This window comes from Gynurincola endophyticus, assembly GCF_003991195.1.
GTDB lineage: Bacteria > Bacteroidota > Bacteroidia > Chitinophagales > Chitinophagaceae > Gynurincola > Gynurincola endophyticus.
Window position 1 is genome coordinate 38,807 of record NZ_RCWL01000002.1, and the last position, 23,791, is coordinate 62,597.

A 23,791-nucleotide genomic window follows, 5' to 3' on the forward strand; every position below is an offset into this window, starting at 1 on the left:
CATTCAAACAGACAACAGTACTTCTGATAGTCAAAGATGCCAGACCATCGCGAATAAATATTTTTTGAGTTATAAATTCTAACAAAACCCAATACCACACTGCATTCAATTGACCCTCAGATAGTTATTTTGAAAAAAAATGAATATTTTTTTTCAAAATAATTTGTCAGTTTGAAACTGTTATCTATATTTGCACTCCCAATCGCAATAAAGCGGTTAACAATAGGGAGTTTAGCTCAGCTGGTTCAGAGCATCTGCCTTACAAGCAGAGGGTCGGCGGTTCGAATCCGTCAACTCCCACAGATCTTAAAAAATTTTAGAAAAGTTTTTTCAACAACTTGTTAATCAAAAACTTTTCACTACTTTTGCTCTCCCGAAAGAGAAGTAAACAAAGGGAGTTTAGCTCAGCTGGTTCAGAGCATCTGCCTTACAAGCAGAGGGTCGGCGGTTCGAATCCGTCAACTCCCACAGATCTTAAAAAATTTTAGAAAAGTTTTTTCAACAACTTGTTAATCAAAAACTTTTCACTACTTTTGCTCTCCCGAAAGAGAAGTAAACAAAGGGAGTTTAGCTCAGCTGGTTCAGAGCATCTGCCTTACAAGCAGAGGGTCGGCGGTTCGAATCCGTCAACTCCCACAAAAAAGCCTCAACGAATGTTGAGGCTTTTTTTATGCACTTAATTAAGAGCTTCAGATTTTAAAAGATTCAGAAGATGAGGAATGAAGAATAACCAATGTAACTGCACTTCTCAGCCCGGGTTATGTCATTAAAGTATTTTTCAATATCTATATTTCCTTTTCTTTTTTCCATTTACGGATTCGCCCACGTGCATTTGTATAAGGAGATGCCGTATTAAACTGAATCATTCTCCCTAAAGTCCATTTTTCATACCATGCGCTTTCATACAGTTCATGATTCGTTTTGCTTTCAATCAGTGCCAATATCTTTGTGACGTTTTTATCTAACTTTTGCTGCAGCGAAGTGAAATTTTCTTCCTTATAATCTTCGTAGAACTTTTGTGCAAGTTTACCCAGTTCATTCCATTTATAACCGGTTTCCGGAAAATCAACTTCCTTATCGTTATCTTTCTTCTTATTCCATTTTAACACCAGCTCACCCCAACCCAACAGATAAGCCAACAGATTATTTATACTCATCGATGTTCCTTTAGCATGGCCTCCCAACTCCTTAAAACCTGTCAGTTCAGCCGGAATAGTTGCCAACTCTTTTTTGAGTTTTTCATAGTTCAGAGTAATTGCTTTTATCAATTCTTCTTTATTTACGGGAACTGCCATCTTTTATCGTTACTAATGTAAGAAAGGGAATATCAGCTACAAAGCTAAGTGATAATATGCTATCAGCCTGAATCTGGTTCCCGCTAGAAACAAAATCCGGCTAGTTTATTATTTAGCTTCGAATTGCAATACGATCACACTGGCCGCCGGAATAGTCAATTTCAATTCGCGCCCATTCAATTTTGCAGATTTAAACAGTTTCGGAATTACTCTCTGCGGTTGTTCAAAACTGTTATGGTCCTGAATAGAAGATCCGGCTAATACCCTGCCGGTATAGGCTTTATAGGCAGCCCCTAAATCAATGGATGTTTCCTGGGTTTTGGAAGGATGCAGATTCGTCAGTGTAACAGTCAATATACCGGTAGAATCTTTTGAAGCGGAAACAGACACCACCGGGATCTTTTTGCCGTCGAGCTGATAATCGGGTGTTGTAATTTTTGAGCGTAATAAATTTCCTTCCTGGTGTACTTTATACATTTCCATTACATGATAAGTCGGTGTCAGAATCATCTTCTCTCCTTCCGTTAAAACAACGGCCTGCAATACATTCACGGCCTGAGCCAGATTGGCCATTACTACCCTGTCTGCATGATTATTAAAAATGTTTAAAGTCATTCCTGCGATCATGGCATCGCGAATTGTATTTTGCTGGTATAAGAATCCCGGATTACTACCCGGTTCTACATCATACCATCCTCCCCATTCGTCTACCACTAATTTTACTTTGTTCTTAGGATCATATTTATCCATAACTGCACCGTGTTTGATAATAAGGCTATCCATCATCCAGGCTTGTTCTAAAGTAGCAAAATAATGTTTCTCCGAGAATCCGGTAGCCGGTCCTTTATCACTCCAGTCAATAACCGAATAATGATGTAGAGCCAGTGCATCTACCATATTGTGGGGGATATTTTTCATTAGTACTTCCGTCCAGTTATAATCATTTGAACTGGCACCGGAAGCAATTTTATACAATGGCATCCCTGACCATCCATTCATATAAGTAGCATACTGGCGGTAAATATTGGCATAAAACTCAGGTGTCATATGACCACCACACCCCCATGCCTCATTACCTACGCCCCAATATTTTACATTCCAGGGCTGGGCTCTTCCGTTTTCGCGGCGCCATTTAGACATCGGGCTTTCGCCCCCGAAATTGGTATATTGTATCCAATCGATCAACTCCTGCACAACACCACTGCCTACATTTGCAGACAGATAAGGTTCGGCACCGAGTATTTCACAAAGATTCAAAAAGTCGTGTGTACCGAAACTATTATCTTCTGTAACACCACCCCACCAGGTATTTACAATCGTAGGGCGATTTTCCTTTGGGCCTACACCGTCTTTCCAGTGGTACGTATCTGCAAAACAGCCCCCCGGCCAGCGAAGATTGGGAATATTGAGTTTCTTTAATGCTTCAATAATATCATTACGAACACCAGCAGTATTCGGGATAGTGCTTTTTTCACCGACATAGAAACCGTCATAAATACAACGTCCCAGGTGTTCGGCAAAATGTCCGTAAATATGTTTGGAGATTTTTATCTGTTTAGCTGGTTCTGCCAGAACAATAGAAGTTTGTGCAACTGACATTAAATTTAGGCACAATACATAAACAAGTAGTAGTAAATATTTTAAATTCATAAAGCAAGAAAGAATATGCAACAAAAATTGCACTGATTATTAAATCGGTTACAATACTTTATGAATATAAGTAAAATAGATTACCGGAGAAGAAAAAGAGAGGAGTTGCTATAAATAAAACGTGCAGACTAAGCACTAATACAGGTAACAGTGCTGATCATTTCCTGCCATTCATCGGGTTCGCTGTTTTTCAAAATTACACCAAGTGCACCGCAGGCCATTACCTTTTCAAATTTCTGTTGATTGTTGAATACCGTAGTAGCTAAGACTTTAATATTAGGAAACTTTGATTGTAAAGCTTTAGTAGTTTCATAACCATCCATTACAGGCATATCAATATCAACAATACACAGATCAGGCAAACGACCGGAAGATTCGATTTGCTCAATTAAGTTTTTGCCATTATTTGCTTCGACGACCACTTCGCAACCTTGTATGCTAAAAAACTGTTTGAGTGTTTCCCGCATTAATCTGTAATCATCGGCAATAGCAATTTTTAAAGATTGCCGCATAAGATAGTTTTAGTAAAGAATAAGCAATACCATAATGCTTAAACGAATATAATTCATTTTTGGTATTTCTTATAGCAATTCGATAGAAATCATTATAAATAAGCTTAAAAATACCCACTAAATCCATTTTGGAAGAAATGAGTTTAAAAGAAGAGAGGTTCACCGGTTAACCATTCTTTCCTTCGAGCATTGGAACAAAAGAAAAGTCTTCGTAGGTTTCTTTATGAAAACTTCCATCTTCAAGTTTTATAAGGCGGATCATTTTTTGTACATTCCCTTCTCCAACCGGGATAACCATTTTACCACCTGGTTTCAATTGCTCTAACAATCTGGGTGGAACAAAAGGTGCGGCAGCAGTCACAATGATGCCATCAAAAGGGGCATAAGTAGGTAAGCCCAGATAACCGTCGCCGAAGAAGTAACGGATATTGCTATATTTTTTACGGAGAATAAAATGTTTATGCTGTTCGAATAATACTTTCTGGCGTTCGATTGTAAACACCAATGCTTTTAATTCGGCCAATACAATAGATTGATAACCGCTACCCGTACCAATTTCAAGAATTTTATGGTTGGGTTTTACTTCGAGCAATTGTGTCTGGTAAGCAACTGTATACGGCTGAGAAATCGTTTGATCTTCACCGATAGGAAACGCGCGATCTTCATAAGCTAACCGATCAAAAGCAGAATCTAAGAAAAAATGCCGCGGTATACGCTGGATAGCAGCCAGTACTTCTTCATCGCTGATCCCTTTTTTCTTTAATACTTCAATCAATTGGTTTCTTAATCCTTTGTGCAAATATGAATCTTCAAACTTTCTCATAAACAGTGCAAAGATAATAAAGCAAAGATGAATTTTCAATGATGTGAATAATTAGTACATTTAACTCTTAAAGTGAAGATATGGCTGATTTAGATATTCGCACCGTATCCGGTACCCGCTACGTTTTACCATTGCGCGAAGGGGGCTCGTTACCGGGTATTGTAGAAGCAAACGACGGATTCAAGTATGTACTGAAGTTCCGGGGGGCCGGACAAGGCATTAAAGCATTGATAGCCGAAATTTTAGGATATGGGCTGGCCAAAGCACTGGAATTACCTATACCTGAATTGGTATTTGCACAAATGGATGAAGGTTTCGGCAGAACGGAACCAGACGAAGAAATTCAGGATCTTTTAAAAGCAAGTGTAGGATTAAACGTCGGATTGCATTATTTATCAGGATCAATCACTTTTGACCCGGTAGCCACTCCGGTGGATGCCACGATTGCTTCAAGAATTGTATGGCTCGACGCTTTTATCATGAATGTTGACCGTACAATTAAAAACACCAACTTATTAGTATTTGACCGTAAGTTATGGTTGATCGATCATGGAGCGTCCTTTTATTTTCATCATAATATCCCCGATGATATACAACAAACGGCACTGAACCCTTTTGCAATGATTAAAAACCATGTTTTTTTACCATTGGCAACAGAACTGGAAGCAGCCAATGAATGGGCACACAAAAAACTCAGTGAAGAAAAAATAAAATCTATCGTAGCATTGATTCCGGATGAATTTTTAACCATCGCACAGGTTCCAAGAGATCTGTATGAGCAATTTCTGATTACACGCTTCAATGAATCTTCTAACTTTGTAAAATTTGCCCTCAATGCTCGATAAAAAACTATATGAATATGCAGTGATTCGATATGTTCCAAAAGTGGAGCGTGAAGAGTTTATTAATATCGGTGTGATTTTATTTTCAAAACAGGCTAAATTTTTATCAGTTCTTTTTGTTGGTGAGCACCATCGCTTATGTACTTTTCATCCTGATTGTGATACTGAACAATTAAGAAGTTATATGCAATCTTTTCAGTGGATTTGTGAAGGTAATCCGAAAGGTGGTATCATGGCTAAAGAAGACCAACCGGCGCGTTTCAGATGGCTGAGTGCCACCAGAAGCACTATTTTTCAGGTAAGCAAAATTCATCCGGGCTATGGAGAAGATATGCAAAAAGAATTAGAGCGATTGTTTGATGAGTATGTGCTTTAAACTATTAAGTAATCAGAGGAATTAAAATTTCTCCTGTGTTTGGGGATGCAATTTGAAACATGAAGGGAATGGAGGAAATGAAGAGGAATTAACTGCGTTACCTGGGGAAGAAATCTCTGAGGAAATTATAGTCATTTCGATTTAGTTAAGCCATTATCAGTATAGAAATAAAACTAATATGTGAAATATTAATTTTACCGTTTAAAAACTCAGGATTGTTTTCTTTCTTTTTTTACACTATAAAAATTAGTTTAGCGTTATTAAATTTCAAACATTTTTGAAATGACCACCGAAGGCGTTAAAATTCTGGAAAATGAAATTGCGGAAGAAACTTACTGGGCAATCCTGGACCTTTATGATTCTGGCAATAGTTTTGATCAGATTCTACAACAAAAACCTTTTCCTTCAGCAGAAATTACAGATGCTGTAGAACAGGAAAATTATATCAGTGCCTATGCATTGGCGGCATGGGAAATCGGTATGCTTAATACCTCTATGCTGACAAAAACCCGGGAAATTATCCAGGCCGGAGCAGGTGTGAAAGACTGGACGGAATCGTTCAGTGATGCGATGGGCAAGGCACGCCAAAAAGAGTTACAGAAGTTATTAGAAAAAATCAGTGTTCCTAATACTAAAATCAGAAAACCTAAAAAATACAAAACTGTAGATAAATTGTTGTTCAAAGAAAATGATGTTATCAGTTTTCATTTGCCCAACAAAAATTCTGCAGCGGCAGTAGTATTGAATATTATCCAGCAAAGAGGTATTTGTACCTATTTTTTAGGGAAACTGGTGTATAACAGACCTGAGCCTCCAACGGTGGATATGATACAACAGGCACAGATAGTCGGTGACAAAGGCAGTAGTAAAAGCGGCATGCTGGCTTTAAGTCTTTTCAGTACCAGTGAGGAAGACGCTCCGTTTGGTTTATACATGATTTCTATTGACCACAAAAAGTTCAGCAAATTTGCCGAACAGTTTAAAGTGATCGGTAATGTTTTATTGCAGGAACAATGCAAAACAGCAAGCTCTGTGAGTACTTCTAATACATTTGAAGATTTATTATTAAAATTCAATACACCCGAACAATACTACAAGGTATCAAGAAACAAGCTTTACAATATCAAGGAATTATTAAGATAATCAGAATCCCCGCTCAGACGGGGATTTTTTGTATACGTACTCACGATGATGGTATTTTTTTTAAAAACAAACCGGATACTTGTTTTCTCTTATTACAAACCATTCAATCTTTCAATATACATACTGATCTTCACCGGAAGTAATCGGATCAATATGTATTAAGTGAAACATTTCTACATTTCAGTAGTCTTTATTGATGGAAGTTGTTACGAACCCGATTTCAAACAACAGGCAAGCGTATGAAGCTTCGTTTGTATAGCTTTTATCTAAATATTTCAACCAAGACGAGGCATTAAGAATACACTGCAAAAGCTGAAGAGCCAATAATTTTTTAGTCATTTTTAAATATACTCTACGTACTCCTTTTACTTTTAGTAAGAGGAGTTTTTTGTACCCAAATGATCAGTTTAACAGTGCTGCAATTCGTTCATAAACCGTTTACAAAATTTTGCAACAAAAAAAACGGCTCTACCGAGCCGTTTTCAAAATATAAGGAGCTGTTTATTTAACATTTTCGAGTACTAATGCCGAAGCACCGCCGCCGCCGTTACAAATACCGGCAGCACCGTAAGTGGCATTGTTTTGTTTCAACACATTGATCAACGTTACCAGTATTCTGGCGCCGCTGGCACCCAGGGGGTGGCCAATAGAAACAGCACCGCCGTGTACGTTCACTTTAGCCGGATCAAATTTTAATCGTTTGGTATTTTCGATTCCAACTACTGAAAAAGCTTCATTCAGTTCAAGATATTCTATTTTATCCATTGACAATCCGGCTTTCTCCACTGCTTTCGGAACAGCTAAAGCCGGGGTTGTAGTAAACCACTCAGGCGCTTGTTCGGCATCAGCATAGCCAATGACTTTTGCCAAAGGCTTTAATCCCAGCGATTCGGCTTTTTCTTTACTCATCAGTATCAATGCTGCCGCACCATCATTCATTGTAGAAGCATTTGCAGCGGTAACAGTGCCTTCTTTTGTAAAAGCCGGGCGAAGACCCGCAATTTTGTCAAACTTCACGTTATAAGGCTCCTCGTCTTTAGAAATCACTATTGCGTCACCTTTTTTACCAGGAATTTCCACCGGAACGATTTCGTCGTTAAACTTACCGGTTTCTGAGGCTGCCTGACTTCTCTTATAACTTTCAACAGCAAAAGCGTCTTGTTCTTCACGGGAGATACCACATTCTTTCGCACATAATTCAGCAGCCATTCCCATTGCCTGGCCGTCGTAAACATCGGTAAGGCCGTCTTTAGCCAAACCATCAATCAGTGAACTGTTACCGTATTTATTACCCCAGCGCAGGTTGGGAACATAAAAAGGTACATTGCTCATGCTTTCCATTCCGCCGGCTACTACCACATCGGCATCTCCTAACAAGATACTTTGAGCAGCCATGGAAACGGACTTCATGCCGGAAGCACAAACTTTATTTACGGTGGTACAATTTACTTTATCGGGTAATCCCGCGAATTTTGCTGCCTGACGGGCAGGTGCCTGTCCTAAATTTGCCTGAATTACCGAACCCATATATACTTCATCTACAAGATCGGGAGAGAGATTAATTTTGCCGAGCGCTCCTTTTATAGCAATAGCTCCGAGCTGAGTAGCAGACAGGTCTTTTAAAGAACCACCGAATGAACCGATGGGTGTTCTGACAGCAGCCACTACATAAACTTCTTTCTTTGACATATAGCAACGTTTTCTTTGAAACAAATATACAGGATTAATGGAGAATGGAGAGTGGAGAATTAAGAATGAAGCGTTAAGAGATAGAGAATTTCCGGCAATGTTATCACTTAATTTCTTAATTTCTAAAAGGTTCGAAAAAACCTTAAATTTCAATAAAAAAAACGCACAAAGGACTTACATTTCTGTAAAAACCCCGGTGCGTTATTTTTGAATATTCATAGCTAAAATTTACTCTTCGAGCGCTTCGTGTGAGATTAAACGGCCTTCCATATAATCTTTAAAACGAAGAATATCATTCTGAATCATGTTCTGAAATCCACCGTTAAACCATTTGGCCAATGTTTTTCCGATATCACCTGCCGGTGCACGATAAACGATAATGACTTCGAGTTCGCATTGATTTTCATCAATTGCCTTAAAAGTAACTTTTCCGGCATTTTCCAATTGTGAGCTTCCGATTGACTGCCACGAAATTACTTCACCGAAATCGTCTCTGATCACCTGAGCATTCCAGTGAATTTTACCTATTTTTCCGGGTAGGAAAGCTTCCCAATAAGAATGTACACTGTCTTCTTCTATTACATCAGACAAATGTTCCATAAAAATGGGTAAATTTTCAAGTCTGCGCCAGAACATATACACTTCTTCTTTCGGACGGTTAATAACCATTTTAGCCGTTGCCACAATCGGTTCCGGTCTTTCAATCATTTGTTTTGTACCAATTGCATTATATAGAGCACAATTACCGGAAGCACCTCTGTAAAGGAGGTAACCTCCTATTACTGTTTTAAAAAATGAGCTTACCGGATGATGTAAAATATTTCTGATGCCACTACTGATCAATAATGCTCCGGCGGTGGAAGAAACCATTCTTTCAGGCCATGATACATTAATCACATTATTGTTTTTCAATGAATTCAAAGAAACTTCTTTTTCATTTTCCATTATTATGTTTTTGCTCATAGTAACTCGGTTTGTAATATTCATTCAATTACCCTGCCATAATGATCTGTTAACTTCTGTTGTATTAATTCTACATAATATTCAGAATGTGGCAGTTGGAAACTTTAAGGCATAAAAAAATCCCTCCGTTGTAGCGGAGGGAGCACTAATCAAAACCAGAATTATATATCAATTAATTTTCAATTGCTTCGAAGAAAAATCCTTCTTCACAAAGAATATGAGCGTTGGGTACCAGACTGAGTAAAGATTCTTTCACCATCTCTTTTGCGGCGGCGGCATATAACGCACCCACTTCGGGATGAGCTTCTGCATATTTCCAGCTTTGAATCTTTAGTAAAGCAATTTTACTGGCATGAGCAATATGATTATCCAATAGTCGAAACTTTTCTGCTAAAAAATCTTGATTATTCTTCAGATTAGCATTCATAGGGATCAATTTTCGATGATTAAATACGGGATCTGAATTACAACGCTAAAAGGCTGTAAAAAATTGTATCAACAACCTCATTAGCTGTATAACTAATTGATTAACAATTAGACACACCGATTCAACCATTCAATTACCCTGAATAGCCGGAGTAGTAATTTTTCTTTAACCGGTGTATGTTTTCTTTAACATACCACCGGAGGTTTAAAACTTGTTTACACTAAAGATGCCAGTTCTGAATAAAGTGTTTGGATTTGATGATAGTGACGTTGAATATGGTAGGAATGCATCCACAGTACTTCAAGGCGGGTAAGCTGGCCCACTTCAGGAAATTCAAATCCTTTTACTGTCTGATGCAGATCATGTTGTTGAACGAACTCCTGGAAGCTGATAGAATGCTCCGCCAGTTCATCCAGGGCGATTGATTTATCGATGCCCTCTTCGCTCGGAATTAACCGTTCTTCGGAAGGATATTTTTTCTGGAAGTCAAGAAACACTTTTTTAATAACAGGTACGTACAAGTCTGGCTCACGGTCTATCACTACGATATCCCCTTGTAGCAAATGAATTAAGCTACCTGCTTTAATAATATGCTCAGCGATCTGGGCAGCGCTCCAACGCTGATTAAGACGCTCATGAAAATACGAGTCAGGAAAGTTTTTTACTGAATCGCAGAATTGCATGTACGATTGATGTAATGATAGATACACAGAATCCATAATGAATAGTTTTTTGATTCCGTGTTTAGGGTGTGAGTTATTGTGGAAGCTTATAATTAATCATCCACTGTATACCAAATTTATCAGTAACCATGCCAAACAAAGCTCCCCAAAAGGTTTTTTCAAGAGGCAGGTGCAATTGTGCCTGGTTGGCCAATTCGTGGTACAGATACCTTGCCTCACTTTCGGTGTTAGCTTCTAAGGAGATGGAAAAATTATCACCTAATTTAATTGGTTGATGGCCAACTGCAGATGATATATCACAACCCATTAACACTGTTTGATCATTAATAGGCAAAGCCACATACAAAATTTTATCCTTTTCTGTGTCGGGAATAGGTGTTGTATCTGGTATTTCACCAAAGGTCTGACACTCTAAAAACGAACGACCGAAAACCTTACTATAAAACTCAAATGCGTCTTTACAATTTCCGTCAAAATTCAAAAATAAATTAATACTTGGCATAGCAATCGATGGTTTAGCACTTACCCAATATACTAAATTTATCGTTGTGTAAGTAACTTGAAACAGGTTTATGTTTGTTTGGTGCGGAAAGTGCTACTATCGTAAGAGTATTAAGCTACCAGGCTATACTATCAAGATACTAAAAAAATATCAGAAAACAAAATTCCGGAATCGATTTAATAAAAACTTCAATATGATTCCTTTCAGCGTATTCCTGCGCTATTTAAATACACTCCCTCCTCCGCTCTATACCATTAAACCGGTTCTTTTAAACCACCTGCGCGGTTTGCCATATACTAATACAACTTTTGAATAATTTCTGTTTACAACAACTTTTCGTCCGGAAATGTTTACTGCTTTTCTTTTTTTATTGCGCATTTGGGCAACAATTTCTACCACGGGTTATTCTGTGAAAAGTTGTTTTATTTTATCATGATATTTTTGGTCTGTGTGGAGATACAGTTCCTGAATAAAATCGGTACTGGCCGGCCGTTCAGGATAACTATACTTTTTCAAAAAATGGCGTAATGTTTCGTTGAGCTTTTCTTCTCCGATCAGTTCACTCAGCTCTACCATTACAAGGGCACCTTTCGAGTAAGAAATATGCGTATGCCGGCCGGTTACCTTATACAAAGGTTCGGATACAGAAAAACCCTTTTCAGATTCGTAAATCTGCCGGTGAACTGCCAGTCTTTTTTTCATCTTTTCTGTTCCGTATACCTTTTTATATATCATCATTTCGGTATACATCGCCAGGGTTTCGGTTAGCATCGTTGCCCCTTCCCTGTCGTCGGGTGCTATCCGGTTATTCCCCCACCATAAATGTGATAATTCGTGACCCGCCAGTTCATTTATGACGTCTTGTTGTTTATCTGCCCGGAGGTTAGCATGAAACGTAACATTTTCTGTCATAAAAATAACACCGGGATAAGCTGTTGCATTAAACCCTTTTGTAAATGAAGATATTTCGGCGTAGGTGATAGACGAATATGGATATTTTCCGAAGTTATCGATACAGTAATCAAGGCTTTGCCGGGTTTGTTCTATCAAATGTTCTACATTTTCGAAGTGCGCGGGGTGATACAATACCCTGATTGCAATGCCGCGGTGTTCATCCATCGTACTCTTATATTTTGCTGATGCAACAGCAAATCTGAAAGGAACCGATTCTCCGGTTTTGTATTCAGAATAGCTTCTGTCTTTATCCGTCCATTCCCGAACCAGTTCACCGGTTCCTATGGGTGTTTGACCCGCCTCGGTTGACACTGTCATATTCAACCGGATAAAATCCTGTTTATTTTCTTTGGGTGCATCTACCCTTTTTATTCCCTCCGGTTCGCCTAAACCCGACTGTTTTCGTTGAAACAGGTGCATCAGTTCATTTTCTTCCTGATAACCAATTACCGGATAGTAACGGCTGATTCGCATAAATGAACCGTTTTCAATAATGGCATTGAAAGACTGATGCCCGTTCACCGGAAACCATTCATAAGAAAGTTTAAAAACAAGGGTAGCTTTTGCACCGGGATATAATGTATCACTTAAAAAAACTTCCGTTGTTTGTTCTTTTAAAGAGTAACTACGGTTTTTATAGATGAATACAGCCGAATTTGTTTTTAAAGAAGGCGCAAAATTAACCAGTACCTTTAAAATCGGTTCTACCGTAAGATTTTCAAGAATATAAGTACCCTCAATCCGGTAAGCATTTTGGGTTGGATACAAGTCTACCCGGGTATGAACATCTGTCACTACCGGTTGTGGCGAATGCTGATAATGTTTATACGTCTTTTCGTAGTTCGCACTCCATGCCAGTTCTTCATTTTCATTCACCGGCAAATATCCTTTTACGAAACGCGGTGCGCTATAACCAGCCAACAGTAAACAGATGATAAAAAACAATATGCAGCTTCTGAAAAGATGTTTTCGTGATACAACAAAATAAGCTATCCATAAAAAACCGACCACCGACCATCCGAATATTAAGCGATCGCCAAAAGAATGAAGGTATTTTCCGTAACCATTAAAGTCGCTATATTCACCGGAAAATCCGGTTAAAAAACGAAGCAAAGGAAACGAGATTATTTTTTTAACCACCGGAGTGCTAAACATAAGTGTAAACAAAAGGGATATTGCCAATGCAATAAACCTGTTTTTAAATAATGTGTTTATCAAAATCAATAAAGCAGCTAACAAGCAAAGAGGAAACACATTAAAAATCATTACTCCCCAATAGGCTTCAAACAGCAATACCGGATAACCGTACATTAACTGAAACAATACACCTTCTGCTACCAGTATTACTGCAAAAATGAATATCAACAGGCAGATACTGATCCAATGCCCTAATGGCTTCATAATTGAGAAAGGGGTGGTATTTTCGATGAGTGAAAAACCGGAGGAATGACTTCTCCAATAGATATCATTAACGAAGTAAACCGACAGCAATGTACCTATCAGGTAAAAGTTTTCAATAATAGCAGTTGCCATTAAACCTGAACCCGCATACTTCTGAGGAATTCTGATTCCTTTTTCTATTTCCGCATACATTTCCATCCCTACAAAAAATAATATCAGCAAGGTGGCTGCAAAAAATGATACACTTTTAAACAGGTATACAAAATCAAGTTTCAGATAAGATTGTAATGATTTTACGGCAGCCTTCCAATGAAATACAGGATATGCTTTTTCATATTGAACCGTTGTTATTTTTTTTAACGCTGTGGTATCTTTATCAAATCTTCGTTTATGTTTCTTTTCTGGTATTTGAAAACTAAAAAACTTAATTGACAAAAAAACACCTGCCAGGGCAATCATGATTACCGCTAGTCTATTGATGAGAAATGTACCGACCAAAGGAACCAACACACTGTTTCTTTCGAACACAGTAAGGTCTTTACTTTCATAAAAATAAGAAGAGAGTCCGAACGGATCAGTAACAGCAGCTATCCATTGGGCTGTTAAAGACTGTGGTAATGCATTAGCCATTAAAGGCGAGCCGGAGTAGAGGAGCATCACCATGTAAAGAACATACAATAGCAATCCGGCCATTACCAGTAAAATTTTCTTACGCGACAATATAGCAACAGGAAACAGTACGCCGCAAACCAGCAATGTATTAATACATCCGAGTACCAATAAAGGATATAGGTAGTAACTGATATTGAATTTACCGTTCAGATCGGTTTCTGAACGAAGGCATTGCCCGATGGTGAATCCTGCAATGACCAGGCAAAAAAAACCAAAGGTAAGTGTAATAAAGGCAAAAACACGCCCGAGCAGAAATTGTTGAGAGGTTACCGGTGTTGAAAAGATCATCCAATGAAAGCGGCTATCCCATTCTTTAAACAGTAACCTGCTTCCAATAATTGAGGCGATAAAAATGATAGATAAGCTAAGAAATCCGACCATATATCCGATCGTGTAAGTGCCGTTCAAAAAAACTCCCTCTCCTATTGAAAGATTAAATTTATTACCACAAAAAACACCACCCAGTAATAATAAAACCCAAATGAATTTATTTCTTACACCCCGGGTATACGATTGAAGATCAAATAAAAATATCCGGTACATGATCAGTTGTTTTTTGTGAGTGTATAAAAATAGAAATGCTCAAGTGTAGGTATGGTGGTATCAAAACCCGCCGGTGCATCTTCAGAAACAACAGTAATCAGCAACTTCCTTTCAACAAACTGTTTAATGATCACCTGATATTGAAGTTCGTAACCGGGGAGCTCATTTTTATCAATAAATTTTGTCCAGACTTTATTTTTCATTGTTGTCATTAACTGAGCAGGTTGTCCGGTACTTAGTAAAGTACCTTTTTTCATAACAGCCATATTGGAGCACAGGTTCCTTACATCTTCCACAAGGTGTGTAGATAACAGCACAATAACTTCTTCACTGATTTCTGTGAGTAAGGTATTAAAACGGTTACGTTCTTCAGGATCGAGGCCGGCAGTAGGCTCATCAACGATAATAAGTTTCGGGTTTCCGAGTAGTGTTTGAGCCACACCAAAGCGCTGTTTCATTCCTCCCGAATAAGTGAATACTTCTTTATTGCGGTATTCATACAGATTCACTTTATAAAGGAGCTGTTCAATCTGATTTTTCCTTTCTTTCTTATCGGTAACACCTTTCAGTAGTGCAAGATGATCGAGTAACTGAGCAGCACTGGCTTTAGGATAAACACCGAAGTCCTGCGGCAAAAAACCGAGTTGTTTTTTAAGAAATGCCGGATCAGTAGTAATTTCAACTCCGTTGAAAAAAATACTTCCCGAAGTTGGCTTTTGCAGTCCAACGATTGTTTTCATCAGAGAAGATTTACCGGCTCCGTTCGGACCGAGCAATCCGAACATACCGTTATTAATCTGGAGTGAAACTTCGTTAATGGCTTTAGTATGGTTATTATAAACCAGCGATAAATTCTGAATAGAAAGCGTGTTCATAAAATGACTTGAGTTTAGGCAATACGAATCCGGCAGCTTGTGGAGCTGCAATTAAAATGATCTCAGAAATACATTTTATTCTTCGACGTATTCTAAGATATCACCGGGTTGGCATTGCAAAATTTTACAAATAGATTCAAGTGTATCAAATCGTACACCTTTGGCTTTTCCTGTTTTAAGGATTGATAGATTAACAGGTGTTATTCCCAGTTTTTCTGCCAATTCTTTACTTTGCATTTTGCGTTTTGCCAGCATTACGTCAAGGTTTACAACAATTGGCATAATTAAATAAATAGATCTTGTTCTTTCTGTAACTTCAAACCCTGTTTAAAAATTTCAGAAAGGAAATAAACAAAGATTCCGAGTATGTAATGAATAAATACTAAAGCAATGGCAATTCCTTCCACTTCAGCAAAAGCCATTGCACAAAACAAAGCTGCAGTTGGTAAAGTAAGATTTGCCCAGTAGAAATTTTTTAAATGCTGAACGGCAGCAGTCGTAAACAGTTTAGGCTGATGAAATACTTTAAATACATTACTGCTTAACAAAAAGAATAATCCGTACAACAATAGCGGCATGATAAACTCAAATAAAATATACGGAAGATTATTGTCGATGTTTAAAAAGGGCTGCTGTGTAAAGGGATAAAGGATATGTAGGTATTTTCCATCACCGTAGGGTATGATACTCCATCCCGTTAATAAACAAAAAATAGAATATAATATACCTGTGAGGTATAAGAAAGACAATAACCGCGTAATATAAAACAGTATTTTAGAGATAAGTTTTACTCTTTGCATAAACCAGGTTTAAATTCCTTACAAATATAAATAAATTATCGTAAAACAATAATTTATTTATATTTTACAATATTTAATTAAAATAAACTAACTCTAACAAACACAACTGATTATGAAAAAACCTGCTTTTGAATTTAATACTGCTGATTTTGAGCCGGTTAAACAGATTGCGTTAAGTTTTGAAGGAGCCGAAGAAAGTATATCGCATGAAGGAACGCCTTCGGTAAAAGTGCGGGGGAAATTAATGTGCCGGCTGCATGAGAGCGGGGAGTTTATTCCGATCAGGGTAAACTTTGAATTGCAGGACCGGTATCTGGCCAGTCATCCGGAAATATTTCATCTGCCTGATCATTTTAAAGGATATCCTTATCTCTGTATGTGGGTACATCGGTATAACAAAGAATTCTTACATGAAATATTAGAATGGAGTTGGAAAGAACTGGCGACCAAAAAGCAGGTAAAAGAATATGAATTGAAAAGATCTTCACAAAAACACAGTGAATAGCAGATGGAGGATTGCTGGTGATGTTTACGCGGGCTTAAATGTAGCAACAATCCAAAGATTACCAGCCGGATCATGTATATAAAACTGGTTACCCCAATCCTGATGTTGTAAATCTGAAATTTTTACAGAGGTAAATTGTTCGCGTAATTCAAGTTGATCAATTTCGGTTTTGAAAGATTCAACGTCTTCTACTTCAAGAAACAGCATCGTATTTTCTATCCATTCTTTTACATAATAATCCTGTAAATAAAACGCCAGATCACCTTTGGTAAACAAAGACAGGTTGGGTGTAATAATAACTTCACCAAATCCGATTTTCTGATAAAAAAAGCGGGATTCATTGTAATTTACGGTACCCAGAAAGGGTCGTATAGATAAGCTTTTTGACAACATATTTATTCTTTATCAATTTGGAAGATACGAATTTCGTTAACCTGAAAACAAAAGAGCAGAGCCCGGATAAAAGATGTTACTGCGGCGATTTCAGAATTAAGGCAATAGTACGTTTCCGGGTAATTAATTGTTATTCTGTACGCTAAAAAAATCTAAAAATGCTTCCAATGTTTCTATTGTTGCTTATATTTATATAAAGGATTTATTCAATGACATTGGTTGCAATTATATTTCCGTGGTTATCTTTTATTTTAAGAGGGCGGATTCTCACGGGTATTTTTTGTTTTTTTTTACAAATAACTATTATCGGGTGGATACCCGCTGCTGCCTGGGCGGTAATTTCATTGAACAATTCACGGGCTGAAAAGAGAACGGAAAGAATTGTGCGGGCAATTAAAGAAAACAAAAGGTAACCATTCTTTCTGCTATTTTTCGCATAAAGAATGGTATACTGTAGTTATAATTTATGGATTCGTTGAAAAGATAGAAGCATTAGCAATCAGCGCTCTCCTGTTCATTTTGAGAATATCTCTCACCCATTCGGCAAAGTCTTCAGGTTGTAATACTTTTTCGGGATTACCGTCAGTTAATCCCCCCTGGATACTCATATCAGATGCAATAGTGCTGGGTGTTAAAGTAACAACACGGATATTTTGTTTTCTCCACTCAGCCATCATGGATTGCGATAAGGAAATAACTGCAGCTTTTGACGCGGCATAGGCAGACATGGTTCCGCCGCCTTTCAAACCGGCTGTTGAAGCTACATTGATAACATCTCCCGCACCTCTTTGCTTCAAAAACGGATAAACCGCTTTTGCGGCGTAATAAACCCCGAATAAATTGGTTTTAATGACTTGCTCCCACTCTGCGCCCGGCATGTCTTCTATGGTTCCGAAATTACCAATCCCTGCATTATTAATAAGTATATCCACTCCACCCAATGCTTTAGCCAAAGACTGTATTCCCTCCTGCACAGCTTTTTCGTCATCTACACTAAACACTGCATAAGCAGCTTTTACGCCCAGGGCTTCAATTTCAGCTACGGTTGCTTTCAGATTAGCTTCATTTCTTCCACTGATTCCAACATCCACGCCTTCTTTTGCCAATATTAAAGCCACTGCTTTACCTAGTCCTCTGCCTCCACCCGTAACGATGGCCGCTTTTCCTTTAAGATTACTCATATATATGATTTTACAATTATTCTTTGAGTCTACCTCTTTCGAGAATATAGTTAAGATAACAATGTTTGGGGAAAATTGTTCTGGTGGGTATCGTACCTGCTAACAAAAAGAGCCCTGAATATTCAGGGCTCTTCATTGAGAAATAAGAGTAGCAAACTTTATAAAAAACTAGTCGATCCAACCGGTATTTTGTTCTAAGGAGGTATTCATTTGTCGTTCAGTACGTGGAATGGGCCATGTACTGATGTAATCACCCTGCCATACATAAGTGCTTACATTGGCTCCCCAGATCTGTTTCACACCATTGCCGGTTGCAAATACTTTATCCTTCCAGCTGTTCCATCTTAACTCATCAAAATAAGTGACACCTTCGTTCACGAACTCCACTCTTCTTTCATCTCTGATCCGTTGACGAAGACCTTCCTGATCATTCACTGTTGTTTCAGGTGAAGAGTTTAATAAACCTACACCGGCGCGGCTCCTTACTTCGTTTACCAGATCAACGGCGTCCTGGCTGAAACTTTGTTCATTAATGGCTTCAGCCCACATAAGCAGTACATCTGCATAACGGATTACAGGAAAATCAACCGGCCCGGTAATGCGTGAAAGCAACTGGCTTGATCCTTCATATACGAACTTACGGTATAGGTAATAGAAGTAGCTTCTGGTATCTGTAAACAGGTCATGTTCCGGTGCATTTTCTGTACGGGCAGGCCATCTCATCGTAAAAAGCGCATCTGCTCCGTCAATAGGTCGTCCGAGATAAGTAGAGTACGGTGTAATGACAGATGCCTTTAAACGCGGGTCGCGGTTTTCATAAGCCGCTTTAATTCTTTGCTCATTACCATTAGGAAGGTATAAAGACATATTGAGTCCTCTGTTGGTAGCAGCAGCAATTTCAGAGGCAGTGAGGTTATTTCTGAAGAAGAATACTTCACGATCTTTTATCGGCATTGTATTGTAACCCGGGATAACATCATCCCAGTTAAATTTGCTACCGTCAGCATTATCATACATATCAACGAGGTTGGGAGATACCAGGAAGTTATTCCAGCAAGATCCGAAAGAAGATCTGGTTCCGCAATAAAATTGGGTGGTAGAACCGTAACCTTCCTGATTCAGGTGCTGAATAGAGAAGATCATTTCATCAGATTGTTCATTGGCTTCAATAAACAAATCGTGATAAGTACCATGAAACAGATCATACCCTGCATTTTTTACTTCTCTGAAATCATTGATCGCTTCTGGCCACATTTTCTTATACATGTATACTTTTCCTCTTAATGCATAAGCGGCACCTTTTGTAACACGTCCGAAGTTAGGGTCGCCTGACGAATATTTATCAGGAAGATTGGATTCATTAATACAATCGGTAAGATCTGCCAGAACCGCATCCCATATTCTATCTTCGGTTTCACGAGGCTGATAGGCTTCTGAAGGGGTGATCGGCTCAAGGTATAAAGGAACTCCTTTATATACCTGATTCAATCTGAAGTAGAAATATGCACGTAAAAATTTACTTTCAGCGATGTATCTGGCTTTTTTTTGATCTGAAGAAGGAGAACGTAACGGTATATTCATAATAGCGTCATTCGCTCTCATAATTCCTTCATACTGTTGTTGCCAGTAAGTAGCGAACATACTATTGGCAGAAGTAGCGGTTGCCCCTAAAAGGCCGTCTAAACTACGCCCCTGCCCTGTTACTGCGAAACGGTCAAAATGATATAATTCAATTCCTGAAGCACCGCTGGTACTGATACTTAATCTTAATGCCTGATAAATACCGGTAATTCCCTGATCGGTTAATCCGTCTGTCGTCCACATCGAAAGAGAGCTCGCCGCATCGTAAGGATAAGTATCCAGCAGGTCTTTGCGGCAACCGGTGATAAATGCTGCAATACTTAATATTATAAATAGCTTTTTCATCAGCTTAAATTTGTTGTTCTTAATAAGATTCTAAAAGTTCAGTGTAATACCTGCAGAAAACTGTCTTAAAGTAGGATAAACCATACCGGTACCTAACTCAGGATCCATACCTGGGTAATTGGTAATCAGTAAAAGGTTTTCACCTGAAAGGTATATTCTGGCATTACTGATCATTGCTTTCTCTGCTATGCGTGCAGGAATAGTATAACCGATTTGTAAATTTCTAAGTTTGAAAAAGCTTGCATCATATAACCAGAAAGTACTGAACACCTGATTTTGTGCGTCTGAATTATGTTTTAATCTTGGAAATTTACCATTGATATTGTTATTAGGGTCGGATGGATTTGCCTCATTAAAATAATAGTGATCATTCGCAATCGCTTCTGTAATATGGAATCCGTTTCTTGTAGTAGTGGTATTTAAACCGTTGTTCCAATAATATTGCATACCTGTACTACCAGACCAAAGCATACTCATATCAAAGTTTTTCCATTGGAGGCCGAAATTAAATCCGAAGTTAAATTTAGGAGCAGTAGAAGTGTTAGTGAACTTTCTGTCGTTATCACTACCATATATACCATCGCCGTTATTATCTGCATAAATCAGGTCACCATAATTGAGTAAAGCCGTATTGGTTCCGTTAGACACACCTGAAACGGGTGCAAAAGTATAACCTGCCGCAATCATATCACGAACCCAATTCAAATCTTCAACAGTTCTGATCATACCATCTCTCGGACCACCATTAATATTTACAGCGCCGTCTCCATGATAATAACTTCCGTTACCCTGATACGGGGTTCTCATATAAAACTCATACATCAATTTATCTTCAATGACCATTGAGTTGGCTGAAGGGTCTAATGCAACGGCGCCGATATTAGTCATATAAGTTCTGTTACCGTTTACATCTACAAAACCTTCAACCAGTTTACCTTTGTACTGCGTTACTGTAGTTTTATTATAACCCATATTACCAGATACATTCAATCTCACATCTCCTAACATTTTATTCCAGCCTACTGTTACTTCAACCCCTCTGTTGAGTGCTGAAGATGTATTCTGATAAGGCGCCAATGCTGTTCCCAATACTAAAGGTACCGGTGGGGCTGTTATAATTCCATTGGTCGTTCTTTCATATACGTCTACCTCAAGATTCAATGAGTTAAATAAAGTTGCTTCCAATGCAATGTTCTTCTGGGTGGTTGATTCCCACAGCAATGCAGGGTTAGGTATTTGTCTTTGTCTTAAACCTGTAGCCGGTAATCCGTTGAATGAATATCCTGCGGCACCGTAAACAGACTGATAAAGATAGTCGTTGCTGATAGCAGTACTACCGTTATTACCCAACTCACCCCATGAAGCTCTTAATTTAAGATTGGTAACTACTGATGTAAGTTTTTGGAAAAATTCTTCTTCTGAAATTCTCCAACCTACGGATACTGAAGGGAAATAACCCCATCTGTAGTTATTGTCAAATCTTGACGATCCGTCATAACGCAGGTTAGCTTCTACCAGGTATTTATCTTTATAACCATAATTCAATCTACCAAACCAGCTTCTCATTGAACGGTCTGACTCCTGACCATTTGCCAGATTCTCAATATCCGAAACAGCTCCTAACGTGGTGATATTATAATCGATTAATCCTTTTTTAGTAGCAGAGAAATCATAGTAATTAAAGTAATACTCGTTGTAACCGGCCAATGCACCAATACTATGATCACCGATTTGTGTATTATATCTTAATACATTATCGAGTGTAACCATATAATCTTTATTGAAGCCGTAGTAAGAGCTCTGCACGTTTGGTGCATCCGTAGCATATCTTAATGTATTGGTTGCAAAATCCCATCTGTCTGTAGGAATAGTGTGCGTATTCTGCTCCTGGGTTCTTTGCTGATAGTTTACTTTAGAAATGAAAGATAATCCTTTAAAAATATCAAACGTAGCGTAAAGGGTGGTGTTAATTCTGTTGTGATTATTTTTACCTCCTGTACGGTCGAGATAAGAAATAATGTTATTCGCATTTCCTGATTCTTCCAGTGCAGAAGGATAACCATATTTGCCATCATAATAAGGATACAGCCCCGGCGTAGTCTGGCTGAGATAATTAAAAGCAAGATCTGTATTCGCCATACCTACACTCTGCAGCGAAGCAAAAGTTTGTGTACCGACTGTAAGTACCTTATTTATTTTCGATTCAAGATTTATACGAAACTGATAACGTTCAGTACCGGTATTTCTCATAATACCCGGGTTATTCAGGTAGTTCATCGACATGAGGTAGCGAAGTTTATCGGTACCACCGCTTACCGAAATGTTATGATTCTGTACAAGGTTATTTTCAAAAACCGCATCATACCAGTCCGTATTGGGATATGCCAGCCAATTCGGAACACCGTATGAATTCAAACCGTTCGGATTGGCTGCTGCAGCCTTCCAGTCATCAATCGTTTGTTGTGAAAAGATCGGTGCTGCTGTTGGTTGAAGATTGAGCACACTCTCATTAATTAAGCTCATGTGGCGGGCATAATCACTCACAAAATCGATTTGACCTACCGCCTTGGCACTGGAAAACATTCCTGTATAATTCAGATTCGTTTTTCCACGCTTACCTTGTTTAGTGGTAATTAGAATAACTCCATTCGCCCCCTGCGCACCATATATGGAGGCAGACGCGGCATCTTTCAAAATAGACATGGTTTCTATATCAGCCGGATTGACCACATCCATACTGGAAGTGATAATACCATCTACAACGATCAATGCGTCGCTGTTATTTAAAGATCCCGTACCTCTGATTCTGATAGTGGCACCGTCATAACCAGGCTTACCAGATCCCTGACGCACAAACACACCGGCAGCCAAACCTGCTAATCCGCTTGATACGTTAGTAATTGGCCGGGAACTCAGTTCTGCAGAAGAAATGGTAGAAACCGCACCGGTAACATTTACCTTTTTCTGCGTAGCATAACCTACCACTACCACATTTTCAAGATTCCCGGAAGACGGATTTAAAACAACTTTTAAAGAGGTTTCATTACCCAAAGTGATTTCAGTATTATCAAAATTGACTGATGAAATCACTAATACATTCCCTGTTTCAGCATTGATGGAGAACCTGCCTTCTTCATCAGTATATGTGCCGGTAAGGGCATTTTTTATCATTACAGTAGCTCCTGCAACAGGAAGGCCTGTCTGATCTGTTACTATACCTGTAAATGTTTTTGTTTGGGCATTGAGTACTACAGGAAAAAGAAGGAGTAGTCCGAACAACATCCTCAAAAAAGAATAGTTGTTCGCTGACGAACTAATTTTTTGCATAAGCAGCAGTTTTTTTGTTAGAGATTTGAAACTCTGCCCACAAAGGATCAATACAATCGAACAGTCAAATTTTCTTTGTGGCAAGACTTTACACAAATTTGTAAACTGAGTAGCTTTTAAGGTGAGAAAAAAGTAAAGGATAAGGTGGATTTCTTTAAAGGACTCACAAGCAATTGATTTACAATATAAAAAATTACAATCTGGATACTTTTATTTAAGATTACCACCATCGGTGAGAGCTATAGAATCAGTTTTGGATAGTTGGTTTTGAATTTTCAGGTCATTCATGTTCAACCTGAAGCTGAGTGC

General features: G+C 38.4%; 23 protein-coding genes and 3 tRNA genes. 8 read left to right on the forward strand and 18 right to left on the reverse strand.

The window, feature by feature from the left end; genetic code table 11:
- The first annotated feature begins 225 nt into the window (after positions 1 to 225).
- The 3 genes from D9O48_RS04160 (at position 226) to D9O48_RS04170 (ending at position 636) form a co-directional block, all read left to right on the forward strand.
- Positions 226 to 300: transfer RNA gene (locus D9O48_RS04160), tRNA-Val, on the forward strand.
- 93 nt (positions 301 to 393) lie between these two features.
- Positions 394 to 468, forward strand: a tRNA-Val gene (locus D9O48_RS04165).
- A gap of 93 nt (positions 469 to 561) precedes the next feature.
- A tRNA-Val gene (locus tag D9O48_RS04170) sits at positions 562 to 636 on the forward strand.
- Positions 637 to 785: 149 nt separating this feature from the next.
- On the opposite strand, the gene D9O48_RS04175 is transcribed toward D9O48_RS04170, so the two are convergent.
- From D9O48_RS04175 to D9O48_RS04190, 4 genes are all read right to left on the reverse strand, one after another.
- The gene (locus D9O48_RS04175; RefSeq protein WP_126970942.1) at positions 786 to 1,295 is read right to left on the reverse strand and encodes a ClbS/DfsB family four-helix bundle protein; all 510 of its coding nucleotides are present in this window, start codon (positions 1,293 to 1,295) and stop codon (positions 786 to 788) included.
- Positions 1,296 to 1,403: 108 nt separating this feature from the next.
- On the reverse strand, positions 1,404 to 2,894 hold the full coding sequence (locus D9O48_RS04180; RefSeq protein ID WP_233589182.1) for an alpha-N-arabinofuranosidase: 1,491 nt from the start codon (positions 2,892 to 2,894) through the stop codon (positions 1,404 to 1,406).
- Between the two features lie 179 nt (positions 2,895 to 3,073).
- Positions 3,074 to 3,457, reverse strand: a complete 384-nt coding sequence (locus D9O48_RS04185) for a response regulator (RefSeq protein WP_126970946.1) — start codon at positions 3,455 to 3,457, stop codon at positions 3,074 to 3,076.
- A 166-nt stretch (positions 3,458 to 3,623) separates the two neighbouring features.
- Complete coding sequence (locus tag D9O48_RS04190; RefSeq protein WP_126970948.1) at positions 3,624 to 4,280, reverse strand: protein-L-isoaspartate(D-aspartate) O-methyltransferase; 657 nt, start codon at positions 4,278 to 4,280, stop codon at positions 3,624 to 3,626.
- Between the two features lie 80 nt (positions 4,281 to 4,360).
- On the opposite strand from D9O48_RS04190, the gene D9O48_RS04195 reads away from it, so the two are divergent.
- From D9O48_RS04195 to D9O48_RS04205, 3 genes are all read left to right on the forward strand, one after another.
- The gene (locus D9O48_RS04195; protein WP_126970950.1) at positions 4,361 to 5,125 is read left to right on the forward strand and encodes a HipA family kinase; all 765 of its coding nucleotides are present in this window, start codon (positions 4,361 to 4,363) and stop codon (positions 5,123 to 5,125) included.
- Entirely contained in the window at positions 5,115 to 5,498 is a 384-nt protein-coding gene (locus D9O48_RS04200; RefSeq protein WP_126970952.1) for a DUF3037 domain-containing protein, read from the forward strand. The genes D9O48_RS04195 and D9O48_RS04200 overlap by 11 nt, the downstream gene beginning before the upstream one ends.
- Positions 5,499 to 5,780: 282 nt before the next feature.
- A complete protein-coding gene (locus D9O48_RS04205; RefSeq protein ID WP_126970954.1) occupies positions 5,781 to 6,641 on the forward strand; it encodes a hypothetical protein in 861 nt (286 codons plus the stop codon).
- A 501-nt stretch (positions 6,642 to 7,142) separates the two neighbouring features.
- Here the strand turns inward: D9O48_RS04205 and D9O48_RS04210 are convergent.
- The 10 genes from D9O48_RS04210 to D9O48_RS04250 form a co-directional block, all read right to left on the reverse strand.
- Positions 7,143 to 8,330: an acetyl-CoA C-acyltransferase gene (locus D9O48_RS04210; RefSeq protein WP_126970956.1), complete on the reverse strand. Its 1,188-nt coding sequence runs from the start codon at positions 8,328 to 8,330 to the stop codon at positions 7,143 to 7,145.
- 228 nt (positions 8,331 to 8,558) lie between these two features.
- Complete coding sequence (locus D9O48_RS04215; RefSeq protein ID WP_158624810.1) at positions 8,559 to 9,293, reverse strand: SRPBCC family protein; 735 nt, start codon at positions 9,291 to 9,293, stop codon at positions 8,559 to 8,561.
- 172 nt (positions 9,294 to 9,465) lie between these two features.
- The gene (locus D9O48_RS04220) at positions 9,466 to 9,720 is read right to left on the reverse strand and encodes a hypothetical protein (RefSeq protein WP_126970959.1); all 255 of its coding nucleotides are present in this window, start codon (positions 9,718 to 9,720) and stop codon (positions 9,466 to 9,468) included.
- Positions 9,721 to 9,935: 215 nt separating this feature from the next.
- A complete protein-coding gene (locus tag D9O48_RS04225) occupies positions 9,936 to 10,439 on the reverse strand; it encodes a DinB family protein (RefSeq protein WP_126970961.1) in 504 nt (167 codons plus the stop codon).
- A 37-nt stretch (positions 10,440 to 10,476) separates the two neighbouring features.
- A complete protein-coding gene (locus D9O48_RS04230; protein WP_126970963.1) occupies positions 10,477 to 10,905 on the reverse strand; it encodes a VOC family protein in 429 nt (142 codons plus the stop codon).
- Between the two features lie 246 nt (positions 10,906 to 11,151).
- A complete protein-coding gene (locus D9O48_RS19070; RefSeq protein ID WP_262707373.1) occupies positions 11,152 to 11,283 on the reverse strand; it encodes a hypothetical protein in 132 nt (43 codons plus the stop codon).
- A gap of 24 nt (positions 11,284 to 11,307) precedes the next feature.
- Positions 11,308 to 14,475 carry an ABC transporter permease/M1 family aminopeptidase gene (locus D9O48_RS04235; RefSeq protein ID WP_126970965.1) on the reverse strand — a complete coding sequence of 1,056 codons (3,168 nt, stop codon included), beginning with the start codon at positions 14,473 to 14,475 and terminating at the stop codon, positions 11,308 to 11,310.
- Positions 14,476 to 14,477: 2 nt separating this feature from the next.
- Complete coding sequence (locus tag D9O48_RS04240) at positions 14,478 to 15,350, reverse strand: ABC transporter ATP-binding protein (RefSeq protein WP_126970967.1); 873 nt, start codon at positions 15,348 to 15,350, stop codon at positions 14,478 to 14,480.
- A gap of 75 nt (positions 15,351 to 15,425) precedes the next feature.
- On the reverse strand, positions 15,426 to 15,632 hold the full coding sequence (locus D9O48_RS04245) for a helix-turn-helix domain-containing protein (protein WP_126970969.1): 207 nt from the start codon (positions 15,630 to 15,632) through the stop codon (positions 15,426 to 15,428).
- Between the two features lie 2 nt (positions 15,633 to 15,634).
- On the reverse strand, positions 15,635 to 16,150 hold the full coding sequence (locus D9O48_RS04250; protein WP_126970971.1) for a DUF2975 domain-containing protein: 516 nt from the start codon (positions 16,148 to 16,150) through the stop codon (positions 15,635 to 15,637).
- Between the two features lie 112 nt (positions 16,151 to 16,262).
- Here D9O48_RS04250 and D9O48_RS04255 point away from each other — a divergent pair, with 112 nt between their 5' ends.
- Positions 16,263 to 16,655, forward strand: coding sequence for a hypothetical protein (locus tag D9O48_RS04255; protein WP_126970973.1), 393 nt, complete (start codon positions 16,263 to 16,265; stop codon positions 16,653 to 16,655).
- 24 nt (positions 16,656 to 16,679) lie between these two features.
- On the opposite strand, the gene D9O48_RS04260 is transcribed toward D9O48_RS04255, so the two are convergent.
- Positions 16,680 to 17,048, reverse strand: coding sequence for a VOC family protein (locus D9O48_RS04260; protein WP_126970975.1), 369 nt, complete (start codon positions 17,046 to 17,048; stop codon positions 16,680 to 16,682).
- 209 nt (positions 17,049 to 17,257) lie between these two features.
- Between D9O48_RS04260 and D9O48_RS19120 the strand changes: the two genes are divergently transcribed.
- A complete protein-coding gene (locus D9O48_RS19120; protein WP_126970977.1) occupies positions 17,258 to 17,461 on the forward strand; it encodes a YqaE/Pmp3 family membrane protein in 204 nt (67 codons plus the stop codon).
- Positions 17,462 to 17,512: 51 nt separating this feature from the next.
- Here D9O48_RS19120 and D9O48_RS04270 read toward each other — a convergent pair whose 3' ends face one another.
- The 3 genes from D9O48_RS04270 to D9O48_RS04280 all read right to left on the reverse strand — a co-directional run bounded on the left by D9O48_RS04270 (position 17,513) and on the right by D9O48_RS04280 (position 23,482).
- Positions 17,513 to 18,229, reverse strand: coding sequence for a 3-ketoacyl-ACP reductase (locus D9O48_RS04270; RefSeq protein ID WP_126970979.1), 717 nt, complete (start codon positions 18,227 to 18,229; stop codon positions 17,513 to 17,515).
- A 168-nt stretch (positions 18,230 to 18,397) separates the two neighbouring features.
- Positions 18,398 to 20,155 (reverse strand): RagB/SusD family nutrient uptake outer membrane protein, encoded by a 1,758-nt coding sequence (locus tag D9O48_RS04275; protein ID WP_126970981.1) that lies wholly within the window; start codon positions 20,153 to 20,155, stop codon positions 18,398 to 18,400.
- Between the two features lie 30 nt (positions 20,156 to 20,185).
- Positions 20,186 to 23,482: a SusC/RagA family TonB-linked outer membrane protein gene (locus D9O48_RS04280; RefSeq protein ID WP_126970983.1), complete on the reverse strand. Its 3,297-nt coding sequence runs from the start codon at positions 23,480 to 23,482 to the stop codon at positions 20,186 to 20,188.
- Positions 23,483 to 23,791 lie beyond the last annotated feature (309 nt).

What these genes read in the sequence shown, in the direction of transcription:
- D9O48_RS19070 (WP_262707373.1), bottom strand. Translation starts at nt 11,283, where the DNA reads ATGCGCAATAAAAAAAGAAAAGCAGTAAACATTTCCGGACGAAAAGTT.
- D9O48_RS04250 (WP_126970971.1), bottom strand. Translation starts at nt 16,150, where the DNA reads ATGCAAAGAGTAAAACTTATCTCTAAAATACTGTTTTATATTACGCGG.
- D9O48_RS04215 (WP_158624810.1), bottom strand. Translation starts at nt 9,293, where the DNA reads ATGAGCAAAAACATAATAATGGAAAATGAAAAAGAAGTTTCTTTGAAT.
- D9O48_RS04175 (WP_126970942.1), bottom strand. Translation starts at nt 1,295, where the DNA reads ATGGCAGTTCCCGTAAATAAAGAAGAATTGATAAAAGCAATTACTCTG.
- D9O48_RS04195 (WP_126970950.1), top strand. Translation starts at nt 4,361, where the DNA reads ATGGCTGATTTAGATATTCGCACCGTATCCGGTACCCGCTACGTTTTA.
- D9O48_RS04235 (WP_126970965.1), bottom strand. Translation starts at nt 14,475, where the DNA reads ATGTACCGGATATTTTTATTTGATCTTCAATCGTATACCCGGGGTGTA.
- D9O48_RS04230 (WP_126970963.1), bottom strand. Translation starts at nt 10,905, where the DNA reads ATGCCAAGTATTAATTTATTTTTGAATTTTGACGGAAATTGTAAAGAC.
- D9O48_RS04255 (WP_126970973.1), top strand. Translation starts at nt 16,263, where the DNA reads ATGAAAAAACCTGCTTTTGAATTTAATACTGCTGATTTTGAGCCGGTT.
- D9O48_RS04220 (WP_126970959.1), bottom strand. Translation starts at nt 9,720, where the DNA reads ATGAATGCTAATCTGAAGAATAATCAAGATTTTTTAGCAGAAAAGTTT.
- D9O48_RS04240 (WP_126970967.1), bottom strand. Translation starts at nt 15,350, where the DNA reads ATGAACACGCTTTCTATTCAGAATTTATCGCTGGTTTATAATAACCAT.
- D9O48_RS04180 (WP_233589182.1), bottom strand. Translation starts at nt 2,894, where the DNA reads ATGTCAGTTGCACAAACTTCTATTGTTCTGGCAGAACCAGCTAAACAG.
- D9O48_RS04200 (WP_126970952.1), top strand. Translation starts at nt 5,115, where the DNA reads ATGCTCGATAAAAAACTATATGAATATGCAGTGATTCGATATGTTCCA.
- D9O48_RS04280 (WP_126970983.1), bottom strand. Translation starts at nt 23,482, where the DNA reads ATGCAAAAAATTAGTTCGTCAGCGAACAACTATTCTTTTTTGAGGATG.
- D9O48_RS04260 (WP_126970975.1), bottom strand. Translation starts at nt 17,048, where the DNA reads ATGTTGTCAAAAAGCTTATCTATACGACCCTTTCTGGGTACCGTAAAT.
- D9O48_RS04205 (WP_126970954.1), top strand. Translation starts at nt 5,781, where the DNA reads ATGACCACCGAAGGCGTTAAAATTCTGGAAAATGAAATTGCGGAAGAA.
- D9O48_RS19120 (WP_126970977.1), top strand. Translation starts at nt 17,258, where the DNA reads ATGACATTGGTTGCAATTATATTTCCGTGGTTATCTTTTATTTTAAGA.
- D9O48_RS04225 (WP_126970961.1), bottom strand. Translation starts at nt 10,439, where the DNA reads ATGGATTCTGTGTATCTATCATTACATCAATCGTACATGCAATTCTGC.
- D9O48_RS04275 (WP_126970981.1), bottom strand. Translation starts at nt 20,155, where the DNA reads ATGAAAAAGCTATTTATAATATTAAGTATTGCAGCATTTATCACCGGT.
- D9O48_RS04245 (WP_126970969.1), bottom strand. Translation starts at nt 15,632, where the DNA reads ATGCCAATTGTTGTAAACCTTGACGTAATGCTGGCAAAACGCAAAATG.
- D9O48_RS04190 (WP_126970948.1), bottom strand. Translation starts at nt 4,280, where the DNA reads ATGAGAAAGTTTGAAGATTCATATTTGCACAAAGGATTAAGAAACCAA.
- D9O48_RS04270 (WP_126970979.1), bottom strand. Translation starts at nt 18,229, where the DNA reads ATGAGTAATCTTAAAGGAAAAGCGGCCATCGTTACGGGTGGAGGCAGA.
- D9O48_RS04185 (WP_126970946.1), bottom strand. Translation starts at nt 3,457, where the DNA reads ATGCGGCAATCTTTAAAAATTGCTATTGCCGATGATTACAGATTAATG.
- D9O48_RS04210 (WP_126970956.1), bottom strand. Translation starts at nt 8,330, where the DNA reads ATGTCAAAGAAAGAAGTTTATGTAGTGGCTGCTGTCAGAACACCCATC.